This window comes from Novosphingobium capsulatum NBRC 12533, assembly GCF_001598375.1.
GTDB classification, from domain to species: Bacteria; Pseudomonadota; Alphaproteobacteria; order Sphingomonadales; family Sphingomonadaceae; genus Novosphingobium; species Novosphingobium capsulatum.
Genome location: NZ_BCYV01000008.1, coordinates 206,230 through 219,511 on the forward strand (window position 1 = coordinate 206,230; position 13,282 = coordinate 219,511).

General features: G+C 66.3%; 11 protein-coding genes. 5 read left to right on the plus strand and 6 right to left on the minus strand.

The genetic code is table 11. From position 1 onward, the window contains the following. Positions 1-22 precede the first annotated feature (22 nt). Positions 23-637, minus strand: a complete 615-nt coding sequence (locus SCA01S_RS07860; protein ID WP_054131177.1) for a response regulator — start codon at positions 635-637, stop codon at positions 23-25. Beyond that, positions 637-2,007 carry a histidine kinase gene (locus tag SCA01S_RS07865; RefSeq protein ID WP_062784546.1) on the minus strand — a complete coding sequence of 457 codons (1,371 nt, stop codon included), beginning with the start codon at positions 2,005-2,007 and terminating at the stop codon, positions 637-639. The genes SCA01S_RS07860 and SCA01S_RS07865 overlap by 1 nt, the downstream gene beginning before the upstream one ends. A gap of 159 nt (positions 2,008-2,166) precedes the next feature. Between SCA01S_RS07865 and SCA01S_RS07870 the strand changes: the two genes are divergently transcribed. Beyond that, positions 2,167-4,365 (plus strand): TonB-dependent receptor, encoded by a 2,199-nt coding sequence (locus SCA01S_RS07870; protein WP_062784549.1) that lies wholly within the window; start codon positions 2,167-2,169, stop codon positions 4,363-4,365. 48 nt (positions 4,366-4,413) lie between these two features. Here SCA01S_RS07870 and SCA01S_RS07875 read toward each other — a convergent pair whose 3' ends face one another. After that, positions 4,414-5,364, minus strand: coding sequence for an NAD-dependent epimerase/dehydratase family protein (locus SCA01S_RS07875; RefSeq protein ID WP_062784551.1), 951 nt, complete (start codon positions 5,362-5,364; stop codon positions 4,414-4,416). A 90-nt stretch (positions 5,365-5,454) separates the two neighbouring features. Between SCA01S_RS07875 and SCA01S_RS07880 the strand changes: the two genes are divergently transcribed. Next, complete coding sequence (locus SCA01S_RS07880; RefSeq protein ID WP_062784553.1) at positions 5,455-6,360, plus strand: LysR family transcriptional regulator; 906 nt, start codon at positions 5,455-5,457, stop codon at positions 6,358-6,360. On the opposite strand, the gene SCA01S_RS07885 is transcribed toward SCA01S_RS07880, so the two are convergent. Beyond that, positions 6,339-7,502 (minus strand): PepSY-associated TM helix domain-containing protein, encoded by a 1,164-nt coding sequence (locus SCA01S_RS07885; protein WP_062784555.1) that lies wholly within the window; start codon positions 7,500-7,502, stop codon positions 6,339-6,341. The genes SCA01S_RS07880 and SCA01S_RS07885 overlap by 22 nt on opposite strands. Before the next feature lie 86 nt (positions 7,503-7,588). Between SCA01S_RS07885 and SCA01S_RS07890 the strand changes: the two genes are divergently transcribed. Next, the gene (locus SCA01S_RS07890; RefSeq protein ID WP_167542872.1) at positions 7,589-9,700 is read left to right on the plus strand and encodes a TonB-dependent siderophore receptor; all 2,112 of its coding nucleotides are present in this window, start codon (positions 7,589-7,591) and stop codon (positions 9,698-9,700) included. Positions 9,701-9,745: 45 nt separating this feature from the next. Here the strand turns inward: SCA01S_RS07890 and SCA01S_RS07895 are convergent, their stop codons facing one another. Further along, positions 9,746-10,345 carry a hypothetical protein gene (locus tag SCA01S_RS07895; RefSeq protein WP_157088893.1) on the minus strand — a complete coding sequence of 200 codons (600 nt, stop codon included), beginning with the start codon at positions 10,343-10,345 and terminating at the stop codon, positions 9,746-9,748. Positions 10,346-10,453: 108 nt separating this feature from the next. Here SCA01S_RS07895 and SCA01S_RS07900 point away from each other — a divergent pair, with 108 nt between their 5' ends. Further along, positions 10,454-11,125, plus strand: a complete 672-nt coding sequence (locus tag SCA01S_RS07900; protein ID WP_062784559.1) for a response regulator — start codon at positions 10,454-10,456, stop codon at positions 11,123-11,125. After that, positions 11,122-12,477, plus strand: coding sequence for a sensor histidine kinase (locus SCA01S_RS07905; RefSeq protein WP_062784561.1), 1,356 nt, complete (start codon positions 11,122-11,124; stop codon positions 12,475-12,477). The genes SCA01S_RS07900 and SCA01S_RS07905 overlap by 4 nt, the downstream gene beginning before the upstream one ends. 12 nt (positions 12,478-12,489) lie before the next feature. Here SCA01S_RS07905 and SCA01S_RS07910 read toward each other — a convergent pair whose 3' ends face one another. Next, positions 12,490-13,260, minus strand: coding sequence for an enoyl-CoA hydratase-related protein (locus SCA01S_RS07910; protein ID WP_062784799.1), 771 nt, complete (start codon positions 13,258-13,260; stop codon positions 12,490-12,492). Between the last annotated feature and the right edge of the window lie 22 nt (positions 13,261-13,282).

Sequence of the window (13,282 nt, forward strand, 5' to 3'; positions counted from 1 at the left end):
ACCGTGCCACGCTCTGGCAGCTTCAGGACAGGCCGGCTTCCAGCGCGATGCGCAGCAGATCGGCGGTGCGCACCACGCCCAGCTTGCTTTTGATCAGGCTGCAGTTGTTGGCGATCGTCTTGTATCCCAGCCCGAGGATATCGGCGATTTCGCTCAGGCTGCGCCCGGCGGCCAAGTGGCGGAGGATTTCCAGGTCGCGCGGCGCCAGTTGTGCCAGGGTCGTGGCCGGGACATAGGCCTGGGTCACCAGTTCCTGGGCGATTGCCTGTTCGACATAGCGTTCCCCCGCCGCGACCTTGCGAATGGCGAGCAGCAGTTCATCGGGCGACGCATTCTTGCTGACATAGCCCTGCGCCCCGGCGTTGAGCGCCCGCGCCACATAAAGTGGGTCGGCGTGCATCGACAGCACGAGGATCGGCGTCGCGCCGATCTGGCGGTGGCGAGCGACCAGTTCGATCCCGCCGAGTTCCGGCAGGTTGAGATCAAGGATCACCAGGTCGAGCGTGTTGGCCCGCGCGATTGCCAGCCCGTCGCGCCCGGTCGCCGCCTCGAACACCTGTGTGCCCGGCGTCATCATCAGCATGCGGCCAAGTCCGGCCCGCACGATCGCGTGATCATCAACCAGCAGAATGTTCATCACGCCTGCTCCTGCCCTTTTGCCGCCGGCACTGCGTGGATCTGGCACGGCAGTTGCGCACGCACCAGCCACACCGCCGCAGCGGCTTCGCGTCCATAGGCCAGTTGCCCCCCATGGGCTTCCACCCGCTCGCGCATGCCCAGCAGGCCCAACCCGCCACTGCGCGATGCATCGGGCGCGGCCTGTGGTACGCCGTCGTTTTCGATCCGCACGGTCAAGCGATCCGGTGCTTCGTGTGTAAGCGTGATGGCAATGCGGGCGGGCCGGGCATGGCGCATGGCATTGCTCAAGGCCTCCTGCACCACGCGGTAGGCGACCTCGGCCGTGCTTTCATCCAGTGCGGTTTCGGGTAGATCGAGCGCGAAGGCTATGTCCCCGCGCCGTCCTGCCCAGAACGCCACGAGATCCTTGATCGCCGCCGCGAGGCCAAATTCGGTAAGCCGCGCCGGGCGCAACCAACCGAGCAGGTCTCGCACCTGCCCCTGCATATGCACCACCGCCTGCTGGATTTCCTGGGCATGGCGGATCGCCTCTGCGGGCTTGCCCGCTTCGCACAGCTGCGCCAGCAGTGCGGCATCGAGGCCCACGGCAAACAAGCGCGGGCCGATCTCATCATGCAGGTCACGCGCGATTTCGGCGCGCTCTTCCTCTTGCAGGCGGACGATCTGGTCGCCCAACTGGCGGTTGCGCCGCATCGTTGCTGCCAGTTGCCCGGTCATCGCATTGAACCCGCGCTGCAACAGGCGCAATTCCGGTGGCCCCGCCTCTGGCACGGCGGCGGCATAATCGCCCTGCCCCACCTTGGCGAACTGTTCACCCAGCAAGACCAGCGGGCGCAGCCCCGCCCCCACCGCCAGCCAGATCAGCACGCCGCCGATCAAGGCAACCCCGGCGATCACCTTGAGCATGGTGAACGCCTCGTTCCAGGCCGATCGCGCATCAGACTGCGGCGTGGGCGTCAGGACCAGGCGCAGGCCTGGTGCCAGACCCTGTCCCGGCGCATCGGGAATGGGCAAGACAACCGCAGCCGCCTCCACTTCCACAAGACGGCCAAACCAGGCTGGCGGTGGCGCCTCTCCACTGGGACGCGAGGTGAGCAGGGCCTGTCCCTGCCGATCGACCACCGCCATGCGCACATGCCGATTGCCATCGAAGGCGTGGACGAGTTGCCGCAGATCGCGGAGCGAATGATCGGAGCGAGGCAGGTCTTCGAACGTGCCGCTGGCGGTTTGCCGCGCGCCCGCCATCGCCGCGCGCAGTTCGGCAGCCAGTTCCTGGCGAACCTGATAGCCCACCAGCAGCGCGCACAGCGTCAGGCTGGAAGCCAGAACCAGGGTGATAAGCAGGATGACGCGCAGACGCAGAGACATGGTTCACGCCGCCTAGCACAATCTGTCCGATGGCAAGGCCTGCAAACGCGATCGGGAATTTTTCCCGGGAAAATCGGGAAAGGCTGCCATGTTCGCGTTGCAGCGCCCCCGCTAACCACCCTGGCAAGAACACGAGACCTTTCCAGGGATATTGAAACCATGCTTTCGCGTCAGGCCCTTCGCACCTGCTTTCTGGCCTCTACCGGTCTCTATGCCGCCTTTGCCGCCCCGGCCGCCTTTGCCGAAAGCGATGCAGCGCCCCCGTCCGAAATCGTCGTCACCGCCCAGCGGCTCAACGATGCGCGCGAAAGCATCAAGACCAGCCTGGGCGCATCGACCTATACGCTGGACCAGAAGGCGATCCAGAACCTGCCCGGCGCCGACAACCAGCCGATCCAGGATATCATCCTGCAAATGCCCGGTGTCAGCCAGGACCAGTTCGGCCAGTTCCATGTGCGGGATGAACACAACGGCGTGCAATACCGCATCAACGGCGTGATCATTCCCGAAAGCATCGCGGTGTTCGGCCAGATGCTCTCACCCCGCCTGGTCGACAAGATCAGCCTGGTAACCGGCACCCTGCCGGCGCAATATGGCCTGCGCACTGGCGGCATCATCGATATCACCACCAAGTCCGGCCTCAAGGACGGCACCACGGTCAGTGTCTATGGTGGCAGCCAGGGCACGATCGAACCCAGCGTGCAGATCGCTGGCAGTTCTGGCGCAACCAGCTGGTTCGCCTCGGGCGACTACAAGCATTCCGACCTGGGCATCGAAAACGTCAACGGCAATCGCCACGCCATCCACGACCAGACCGACCAGTTCAACGGCTTTGGCTATATCGACCATATCCTGGGCGCCAACGACCGCATCGCGCTGACCGGTGGCTATACCAACCAGGCCTATCAGATCCCCAATCCCACCGGGTTGGTGGGCGGGCAGACCGATGCCAATGGCAATCCGGTGTCAGTCAACGGGCAGACGAGCTTCAACAGCGAAAACCTCAACGAACGGCAGTTGCAGACCTTCGGCTTTGGCGCGCTGTCCTGGCTGCATGCCGCCGGCCCGTTCTCGTTCCAGGCCTCTGCCATCGGCCGCGTGGCGACCCTCACCTACCGGCCAGACTACACCGGCGAACTGCTGTTCAATGGTGAGACACAGTACGCCAACAAGAAGGACACTACTTTCGCCTTTCAGGTCGATAGCGCCTACAAGCTGTCGGACCAGCACACGCTGCGCGCCGGGCTGCTGTTCGAGCACGATCATTCGACCAGCAGCACCAACACCAACGTGTTCCCGACCACCGGCGATACGTTCGATCCCACCCAGCCCGACCAGGGATGGCAGCAAGGCGCGATCCTGGCCAACGCCCAGCCGATCTCGCTGCCGTTCGCGATCGGCGTTACCCAGCGCACCTATAGCGCCTATCTTCAGGACGAATGGCACATCACGCCGCATTTCGTGCTGAACTATGGCGCACGGTTCGATGAAAACGACGGCCCGCGCAACGAGCGGCAGCTTTCCCCGCGGGCAAACATGGTATGGACGCCGGGTCATGGGCTGACAGTGCATGCCGGCTATGCCCGCTACTTTTCGCCGGCGCCATTCGAACTCATTGCCGACAGCAACCTGGCACAGGTCTACAACACCACCGCCTCGCCCAACGTGCGGACCAACAACACCACCTATGCCCAGCGCGAAAACTACTGGGATGCGGGTTTCGAGCAGAAGATCGGCGCCGTGACGCTGGGCCTCGATGGCTATATCCGCCGCTCCACCCATCTGGTGGACGAAGGACAATTCGGCGCCCCGATCATCCTAACCCCGTTCAACTATGCGCGTGGGCGCATCTTCGGCACCGAGCTGACGCTGAACTACAGCCACGGCGGCTTCAACGCCTATGGCAACATCGCCTATGCCAAGGCCCAGGGCACCGACATCGTGTCCAACGAATACAACTTTGCCGCTGCCGACCTTGCCTATATCGCCAACCACTACATCTACCTCGATCACAACCAGACCTGGTCGGGATCGGCCGGCGCCTCCTACAATTGGCGCGATGGCGCCCTGGCCGGCTCGCGCGTCAGCGCCAGCGCCGTCCTGGGCTCTGGCCTGCGCAGCGACCTGGTCTTGGCCGATGGCAGCACCGTACCCAACGGCGCCTCGCTGCCATCCTATGTCACGTTCAATCTTTCGGCCGGCCACAAGTTTGGCGACAGCGGGTTTGACGTGCGGGTGGATGTGCAGAACCTGTTCGACCACGTCTATGAAATCCGCGACGGGACCGGCGTGGGTGTCGGGGCGCCCTCATTCGGGGCGCGGCGCGGCATTTTCGTAGGCATCAGCAAGAGCTTCTGATCCCGGCGTTGCCCCGGCGCTTGATCGGGGCAACGCTGCCGTGGCGGATCAGGGCATGCAGCCCAGCGCGGCGAGCGTGGCGCGCACGGCTTGGGGAAGCGGCGTGTGCGGCTCTTCGCCCAGCAGCGCGATCAGTTGGGCATTGTCCAGCCGCACCGGCTGCTGCCAAAGATAGCGCATCTCCATCAATTCGCGTGGCATCTGCGCAAATGGGGCGGCCAGGCGCAGCGCCCACCACGGGAACGGAGCAATCCGCACCTTTGGCGCGCCCAGCGCCTCGGCAATGGCCTCTACCATCGCGGTGCCCGTGCCGTCCCAGTGCCCACCCATGTGATAGTTGGCAAAGGCCGGCACCTGATCATGCTCCACCAGGCGGACCATGGTTTCGGCCACATCGGGAAGATAGCCCCAGAGATGCCCCACGCCGCGCGTGGCGGGATTGCGGATAATCCGCGGGCGGGCGCCCGGCGTGATCAGGCCTTGGGCAAACCAGCTGTTGGCCGCGCCTGGGCCAAAGAAATCGCCGGCCCGCACGATCAGCGCGCGAACGTCTCCAGCATCGGCCGCAGCGCGCAGCCGGCGCTCCATCTCAACCCTGATCGCGCCCTTGCGCGTGACGGCATGCTGCGGCGCGGTTTCAGCGATCAACGGGAAGCTGTCAGGGCCATAGTTGTAGATGGTGCCCGGCAGCAAAATCTGCGCGCGGTTGACCCGCGCCGCGGCAATGGTGTTGTCCAGCATCGGCAAGACCACGGTGTCCCAGTCGCGGTAGCCGGGCGGATTGACGGCGTGCACGATAACCCTTGCGCCCTCTGCCGCCGCCGCAACCGCCCCCCCATCCATGGCATCGCCGATCACCGCCGCTACGCCCTGCGGCACCCGGTGTGCGCTCTGCGCCCGCACCAGTGCGCGCACGCTCCACCCGCGTTCCACCAGCCGCCGGGCCACGGCGCCGCCGATGCCCCCCGTCACGCCCAAAACCAGCGCAATCCGTTCCATGTCGCTCTCCTGTGTTGATAGCGACAGGATTGGCGCAAGGGCACGATCCATGAAATTGACTGAATGTGGCAAGCGGCTATACGGAAATAGATGAACCGAGAGCCAAGCTGGGATATCTATCGCACCTTCGCCGCCGTGCTTCGCGAAGGCTCGCTCTCGGCGGCGGCGCGGGCCCTGGGGCTAACCCAGCCCAGCGTCGCCCGCCATATCGAGGCACTGGAACAGGCGGTGGGTGGCACCTTGTTCCTGCGCTCGCAACGCGGCCTTTCGCCCACCGATCGGGCCATTGCTCTGCAACCCTATGCGGAAGCCATGCTGGCCACCTCGGCCGCGCTGCTGCGCACCGCAACCGCCGGCGCAGACGCGATTGCCGGAACGGTCCGGATTACCGCCAGCGAGGTGGTGGCGGCCGAGCATCTGCCACCCGTGCTCACCATGCTGCGCCAACGTTACCGGGAACTCAGCATCGAATTGGTGGCAAGTGACGCGATCGGCGACCTGCTGCAACGCCATGCCGATATCGCCATCCGCATGGTCGCCCCGACGCAACAGGCCCTGCTCGCGCGCAAGCTCGGCGCGCTGGAACTCGGGCTCTATGCCCATGCCGACTATCTCGCTCGGCATGGCCAACCCAAGGTCATTGCCGATCTGGCACGCCATGACCTGATCGGGGTCGACAGCATTGGCGATCTGTCCCGCGCGGTGCTCGACGCCTTGCCGGGTCTGGAGCACAGCGATTTCGCGCTGCGGATCGACAACGCACTGGTGCAACTCGCCGCGATCCGCGCGGGCTTTGGCATTGGCATCTGCCAGGTGGCCGTGGCCGCGCGCGATGCCGCGTTGATCCGTGTACTGCCCGATGCGTTTTCGTTCGATCTGCCGCTGTGGGTCGTCATGCACGAAGACTTACGATCCAGCGCCCGCCATCGCGCCGTGTTCGACGCCCTGGTGGAAAGTCTGGCGGCAGCAGGGCCTCAGGGCGTTGCGATCGGCTGAACTGAGGCGACGCGGCGTGCCCGCCCCTTCCGCTTCATGCGGCGACGGGCGAGGTAGAACCACACGCCGCTGATCGCAAAGAACGGCAGGCTGAGGCTGGTCACGAACAGCGCGATCCGCCCGGGCAGGCCAAAGAACGCGCCGCGGTGGATTTCGAACATGCTGGCGACGATGACAGCGCCGCTTGGCCGTTGCGCGGCAAAATCGGTGGCCAGAACCTTGCCAGTCGCCCCGTCGATCGTCACGGCATCATCCGCTCGGTTGTGCCGCGCCGCCACGGGCAGCGCGCGAAAGCGCAAGGCAGCACCCTTTTCCGGCACGATCAGCATGATCCGCTGATAGGTATGACCTGCAGTTGCCGCGTCAAACTCCTGCCAAGCCAGGGCGAAATCAGGTTTGCCGCGCGCCTTGGCCTTCTCGGCCTGCTCTGCGCCCAACAGGCGCTGAACCCCGCCACGATACCAATCGAACGACCACCACAGCCCGGTCAGCGCACTGAGCAGATAGACCGCCATCATAAGGCCGCCGAGCAGCAGGTGTACCTCGCGCCACCACCAGCGGCCCTTTCGCCCCGGCGGAATGGTCAACCATGCGCGCCAGTCACGCGGCTTGGTCGGCCAGCGCAGATAGAGCCCACCCAGCGCCAGCACGATCAGCGCGATCGCCGCGCTGCCGGTCACGATCCGCCCCCAGCCCTTGCCATTGCCCGGCATCGCCAGCCAACGGTGCACCCGCTCCACAGTGTCGAATAGCGCAGTAGCCGGCAGTGGCCCCAGAATGCGCCCGTCACGGCGGTCCAGCAGCACGGTTTCACGCCCTTTGGCGCCGGCTGCCTTGTCAACATAGCTGATCCGCGCCGGCACTGTGGGATCGCTGTCTACCTCGAACCGCGCGATCGCCTTGCCCGGCTGCGCCAGTGCGGCGCGTTGCAGCAAGACCGCTGGGGCCAGCACCGCCTCACCCGCGCGCAGGGGCAGCGGCGCGATCAGCCGTGCCTGGATGTCGTCCTGGAAAGACAGCATGGCACCTGTCGCGCCCATCACGGCCAGGACCAGCCCAAGGCTGAGCCCCAGCCAGCTGTGTAGCCGTTGCAGCCATTTGCGCAGGGCGATGGTGCGGGGTGGGCGAATCGTCGGTCTCATTGCGATCAATTATTGCAAACCAATATCAATATCAATTAGGGCAGCCGTGAATTCCACCCGAGGGATTCGCCAAGGGGACCTGTATCATGCTGTTTCTGTTCGCGTCGGCGGCTGCCGCAAGCGTCGCTGCCGCCACCGCTGCTCCCGCTCCTGCTGCGCCGGATGGCGAGGCCCCCCAAGCCGAACGCCAGCTCGACGAAGAGATCGTGGTAACGGGGCGGCAAGAAGCGCCCTATCGCGCGCAGGTGGTGCAGGTGGGCGCGTTCCGCAATCAATCCGCGCTCGATACGCCGGCCAATGTCGCGGTGATCACCCGCGCCATGCTGGATGACCAGGGCGCCAAGGGCCTCGACGATGCCTTGCGCAACACCCCCGGCATCACCCAGCAATCGACCAGCCCGACCACGAGCAACAACTTTGCCGCGCGCGGCGTGTTGCTCAACGCGCGCACCAACTATCGCCTCAACGGCGCGTTGCAGATCATCAATCTTGGCCCGATCCCGGTGGAAAACAAGCAGCGCGTCGAACTGCTCAAGGGCGTTTCCGCGCTCTATTACGGGCTCAGCACGCCCTCAGGCATCGTCAACGTGGTAACCAAGCGCGCTGGCGATCGCCCGGTGACGAGCCTCTATGTCGATGGCGATGTGGAAGGCAGCGTGGGCGGCGGGTTCGACATCGGCCGCAAGGTGGGCGCAGGTGATGCCATCGGCATCCGCATCAACGCCTATGGCTCGCACATCGAAACACCGATCGATGGGGTCAACGGCTATCGCTATCTCGCCAGCGGGGCGTTTGATTGGCAGGCAAGCGATCGGCTGTCGTTCAAGCTCGATGTCGAACACTATCGCCGCGCAACCGATGAGCCGGGCGGCATCACGCTGCCCACTGCCGTCAACGGCGTGATCACCTTGCCCGCGATCCCCAGCCCGCACAACCGCTACGCCCCGGTCAATGCACCCTATCGTACCTGGGTGACCAACGCCCTGGGCCGCATGGATTATCGGCTGGCCGGCACGTGGTCGGTGCGCGTCGAAGGCGGCTATGCCAACACCCGCCGCCAGCGCATGATCGCCAATATCGCCAAATCCAACCTGGTGACCGGCGCCGGCACGATCGCGGCGACCTATACCCCCGACCAGGAATACGCCAATCTCTATTGGCGGGCGGAACTGGCCGGCGAGGCACAAACCCTGGGCATCCGCCACGAACTGCTGCTCGGCTATGCCCGCAACCGGCAGGTACAGGAAGACCAGCACCCGCAAAGCTACGCCGCGGTGAAACAAAACCTCTATGCGCCGCTGGCCCTGCCGCTGTCGTCACTTACCCCCACCACCGTGCGGCTTACCGCCGGCAGCGTGAACATCGATACCGGTCTCTATGCCATGGACCAGGCGCATATCGGTGAAAAACTGCTGGTGATCGCGGGCGTGCGCCACGTGGACTATCGCACCCGCACCAGCAGCACCGATTTTGCCCTGCGCACCTGGACACCCACCGGAGCACTGGTGCTGCGCCCCACGCCCAAGACCAGTCTGTACTTCAGCTATATCGAGGGGCTGGAAAGCGCCGGCACCGCGCCCGATGGCACGACCAATGCCGGCAGCGTCCTGCCCGCAGTGCGCAGCCGGCAGCTGGAACTGGGCGCGCGGGCCGAAGCGGGCGGCATGCTGCTGTCGCTCGGCTGGTTCCGCATCAACCGCGGCCTTGCCTATACCGATCTGGCCACCAACACCTACGTCGTCAACGGTCGTGCCCTGCACCAGGGGATCGAGGCATCGGTCCAGGGAACGATCGTGCCGAGCGTATCGGTGGCGCTGGCCGGGCAATATCTTGTCGCCCGCCAGCGGCAGACCGGGGTGGCCGCGCAAGACGGCAAGCTGGTGGACAACGCGCCGCGCTGGTCAGGCTCGGCCTTCGTCAACTGGCAGCCCGTCGGTGCGCTGCCGCTGGGGCTGAACGCGGGCGTCTACTACACCGGCAAGCGCTTTACCGACGTGCTCAACCAGGGTGTGCTGCCCGCCTATGCCACGCTCAGCCTTGGCGCCAGCTATCGGCTTGCCCTCGCGGCGGGCCGCACGATGACGTTGCGCGCCAATGCCGACAACGTGACCAACACGCGCTATTGGGCCACCGGTGGCAGCACGCTTTATGTCGGCGCGGCGCGGACACTGCGCCTGTCTGCCGCCGTAAGCTTTTGAACGCGCTCCAGCCGCGCCAGCAAGTGGCGCGGCTGTGCGACAGGGTTACTTGGTCGCTGCGCCTGGCGCCACGGGCGGCGGGGGCGGCGGCGTGCCCGGCCCTGGCTGGCCGACGGCACCATTCGCACCGGCAGCCAGCGGCGGAGGCGGCGGAGGAGGCGGCGGCGGGGGAGCCGAACCATCGCTCGGCGGCGGGGGTGGCGGCGGCGGCGCATCACGGCCGGGGCCACGCGGCGGAGGCGGAGGCGGCGCACCGACCTGGGTTACGCCACCCTGCGGATCGACCAGGTACGAGGCACGCAATTGGCCATTATCATACCGGCCCTGCACCATCAGCGCATTGCCAGAGCGGACCTGGCCCGACCCATCGCGGCCGACATCGACCAGCAAACGGCCCGTGCCATCCTGCAGAACGAAACGATCACCATAGACCTCGGCGACCTTGCCCTTCACCGTGGTGATCCCGCTGCGCTGCGGCACCTGGGCAATCGCGGTTGGCACGGTCGGCGCCATTTCCACCGGCGGACGGGTATAGGCAACTGCCCCCGCCCCCGCGGCGCCGCCCAGGGCCAGCAACACGGCCACGCCGCTGGCCAGCTTCATACGGTGTGGGATATGCCCAACCGGATTTTTCCAATCGACCATCTTTCAACTCCTTGGGTTGTCGATGGCACCGTTCTATGCTGCCCCTTCCGACGCAGCCTGAAGCTGGCGTTTCATGTTCGGTTTAACCTGCGGCGGTATTGAGCGGCCATGCGCATCCTGCTTGTTGAAGACGATCCCGACCTGGGCGAGGCGATTGCCCGCAAGCTGCGCGGCGAGAACTGCGCGGTCGACCTGGTCGACAACGGCATCGACGCGCAGCACCTGGGCGAGACCGAACCCTATGATGCGGTGGTCCTCGATCTGGGCCTGCCTGGCAAAACCGGCGCGGCGGTGCTGGCGGAATGGCGCAAGGGCGCCAAGACCGTGCCCGTCCTCGTCCTGACCGCGCGCGAGGCCTGGGCCGACAAAGTCTCTGCCTACAAGGCCGGCGCCGACGACTATCTCACCAAGCCGTTCCGCATCGAGGAACTGATGATGCGCCTGCGCGCCATCGTGCGGCGCGCGGCCGGGCATGCCAACCCGCAGATGGTCTGCGGTCCGCTGGTGTTCGAAAGCCAGACCGGTCAGTTCGAACTGGATGGCCTGCCGCTCAAGCTCACCGCGTTCGAATGGCGCGTGCTGTCGCAACTCATGATGCGGCGCGAAGCAGTGGTCGAGCGGCTCGACCTGATCGAGCGCATCTATGAAGGCGATGCCGATGTCGATTCCAATACGCTCGACGTGATCATCGGGCGTTTGCGGCGCAAGATCGGCGCCAGCCTGATCGAAACCGTGCGCGGGCGGGGCTATCGCCTGACGGCGAGCGGCGTCGCGGCATGAAACCCACGTCTTTGCGGGCCAGGATGCTGGCGCTGTCGGCGATCGCCGCCCTGGCGGCGCTCGTCATCGCGGCATGGTCGATCGCCGGCATCCTTACCCGTTTCGTGACCGAAGGCCTGGACCAGCGGCTCGACGCGCAGATCGCCGTGATGGCCAGTGCCGTGCGTGACGATGGCACGATCGACCGCGCCCGCATCGACAACCAGATCGGCGTTATGACCCTGCGCCCCGACTGGCGCTGGCGGATCATCGGGCCAGACGGAGAAATCGGCTCGTCCGATTTTCCCACGCTCGATCCGGCGCCCCTGGCCCCGCCCCACCCCCCGCTCTTGCCGCCGCCGCCCCCCGGTGCGCCCGCTCCGGCGGCAGAGGGCGTGCCCACGCCATCCGCCCCTGTCCCACGCGATGGCCAGGATAGCGGCGGCCGGGTTCATGCCCGGCAGGCGGTGATCCGCACCAGCCGGGGTGCAGTAACCCTGATCGCCGCCGCGCCATCGCAAGTGATTGCCCGGCCCATCCGCGCCGCGCTTGTCCCGCTCCTGTCGATCATTGCCGTACTGGCCGTGCTGTTCATGCTGGCCGCGCTGTTTCAGCTGCGCCTGGCGCTCAGGCCGATTGCCGCGTTGCGGGATCAGCTTGGCCAGATTCGCCACGGCACGCGCACCACCGTGGACGAGGATCAACCAGCCGAACTGAAACCGCTGGCGGTCGAACTCAACGCGCTGTCCCGTGAAAGCGCCGCTGCCTTGCAGGCTGCGCGCGCCTCTGCCGCCAATCTTGCCCATGCGCTCAAAACCCCTGTGGCGACGCTGGCCCTGACGGTGGACGGCGACGCCCGCGCGACCAGCCAGATCGCCAGGATCGAAGAGGTCATCCGCCATCACCTCGCCCGTGCCCGTACCGCAGCGGTGGCGCATCGCGCCTGCACGCCCCTGGCCCCGGCAACGGCCGATGTGGCGCAGGTGATCGGCTCGCTTCACCCCGGCCTGGCGCTGTCGGTCGATGTGCCCAGCGCGCTGGCCGTCTCGCTTGATGCGCACGACCTGTCGGAAATCGTCGGCAATCTGCTCGACAATGCGGCCCGCCACGCCCGTTCGGCCATTGCCGTCACGGCCTGGGCAGACGGCGACCGCACACGCGTGGCGATCGAAGACGATGGCCCGGGGATTGCCGCCGACCAGCGCGAGCTGGCGCTGCAACCGGGCGTCCGCCTCGATGAAGCACCACAGGGCGACGGGTTTGGCCTGGCGATCGTGCGCGACCTTGTGGCGCTGCACGGCGGCACCCTGAACCTGGCGGAAGGTGCCCAGGGTGGCCTGCGCGTCGAGCTGGCGCTGCGCGCCGCCCGATAACGTCCCTTCCGTTCAGCGCCCGGTGAACTGCGGCTTGCGCTTGTGCGCAAAGGCATCGATCGCCTCGGCAAAATCGGCAGTGCGGCCAGCGGCCGACTGGTTGGCGCGCTCGATCTCCAGTGTCGTCGAAAAATCGCATTCCAGCGCACGTGCAACCTGCCGGCGGATCATGCCCAGCGCGAGCGTGGGGCCAGCGGCAAGCCGGTGCGCCAGGGCCATGGCTTCGGCCATGACATCGTCATCGGGCACCACCCGCGTCACCAGGCCAGCCGCCTTGGCCTCTGCGGCCCCAAGCCGCTCGCCCAGCAGGGCCAACTCCAGAGTGCGACAGCGGCCAATGCTGCGCGCGGCGAGCCAAGTCGCCCCGGCATCGGGCACCAGGCCAATATTGGCAAAGGCCATGAGCAGGTAGCCGCTCTCGCCCATCACCACGAGATCGCCAGCCAGGCCCAGGCTCATCCCCGCGCCGGCGCACGGGCCATTGAGCGCGGTGACCAGCGGAACGTCCAGCGCGGCCAGCCGCGTGACCACGGGATGGTAATAGGTGTCGAGCGTCTCGCCCAGGTCATCGGACGCGCCACCGCCCAGATCGGCGCCCGAGCAGAAATAGCGCCCCTCGCCCGTCAGCACCACCGCCCGGGCGCCATCGGCCACTGCAAGGTCAAGCGCCTGGCCCAGTTCGACGAACATCGTCTCGCTCAAGGCATTGAGCCGATCCGGGCGATCGAGCGTGATCGTCACCACGTCGCCCTCGCGGGCATAGCGCACGGTCTGGAAATCCATCATCCTGCATCCTCTTGGCGAC